The organism is Streptomyces flavofungini, from assembly GCF_041028215.1.
In the GTDB taxonomy this organism is placed as follows: Bacteria; Actinomycetota; Actinomycetes; order Streptomycetales; family Streptomycetaceae; genus Streptomyces; species Streptomyces flavofungini_B.
In genome coordinates this window covers 1-1,265 of record NZ_JASKYR010001327.1, presented here as the reverse complement: position 1 = coordinate 1,265, position 1,265 = coordinate 1, and the positions used below count along the sequence as shown (strand labels likewise).

Sequence of the window (1,265 nt, the reverse complement as noted above, 5' to 3'; positions counted from 1 at the left end):
CGCCTCTACTCCCCGGAGCTGCGCGGCGCCTTCGCCCTGCACTGGCTGGCCGTCGACCGGTCCGTGCTCGCCTCGGACTCGGCCTGGACCGAGCGGGGCCGCACCGTCCCCGCAGACCAGCTCACCGCACGGCTCGCGGGCCCCGGGCTGCCGCTGCCGGACGGCCGCGCCGCCCTGCCCGTACACCCCTGGCAGATCCGGGAGCTGCGGCACCGCCCTGTCGCCGCTCGCCTCCTCGATGCCGGGCTCCTCCAGGACCTCGGCGCGCACGGCACCCCCTGGCACCCCACCTCCTCGGTGCGCACCCTCTACCGCTCCGACGCGACCGCCATGCTCAAGCTCTCGCTGGGCCTGCGCATCACCAACTCCCGCCGCGAGAACCTCCGCAAGGAACTCCACCGGGGCGTCGAGGTCCACCGTCTGCTCCGCACCGGTCTCGCCGAGCAGTGGCAGGCCGCCCATCCCGGCTTCGACGTGATCCGCGACCCCGCCTGGCTCGCCGTCACCGGACCGGACGGCACGCCGGTCCCCGGGCTCGACGTCATGATCCGGCACAACCCCTTCGGCCCCGGCGACGACGCCACCTGCGTGGCCGGGCTCGTCTCACCCCGCCCCGCGCCCCGGCACACGGACCACGACCACCAGCCGGTGCGCTCCCGGCTCGCCGAGATCGTCACCAGGCTCGCCGGGCAGACCGGACATCCGCGCGGCGCCGTCGCCACCGAGTGGTTCCTCCGCTACCTCAAGACCGTCGTCCGCCCCGTGCTCTGGCTGGACAGCGAGGCAGGCGTCGCCCTGGAGGCACACCAGCAGAACACGATCATCCTGCTCGACCCCGACGGCTGGCCCGTGGGCGGCCGCTACCGCGACAACCAGGGCTACTACTTCCGCGAGTCCCGGCGCGCCGAACTGGAGAAGCGCCTCCCCGGCATCGGCGGGCAGAGCGACACCTTCGTCTCCGACGAGGTGACGGACGAGCGGTTCGCCTACTACCTCGGCATCAACAACGTCCTCGGCCTCATCGGGGCCTTCGGCGCCGAACGCCTCGCCGACGAGCGCCTGTTGCTCGCCGCCTTCCGCCGCTTCCTCGGCGGTGTCGCCGCGGGCCCCGACAGACTGCGCACCTCCCTGCCCGCGACGCTGCTCGACTCACCCGTGCTGCGGTGCAAGGCCAACCTCCTGACCCGGCTGCACGGGCTCGACGAGCTCGTCGGCCCCGTCGACACCCAGTCCGTCTACGTCACCATCGCCAATCCCCTCCACCC

General features: G+C 73.5%; 1 protein-coding gene. It reads left to right on the top strand.

Annotation, left to right across the window (positions count from 1 at the left end; translation table 11 throughout):
- Window positions 1-1,265, top strand: a 1,265-nt coding sequence (locus AB8Z36_RS40805; protein ID WP_369218393.1) for an IucA/IucC family protein, incomplete at both ends; no start/stop codon positions are given.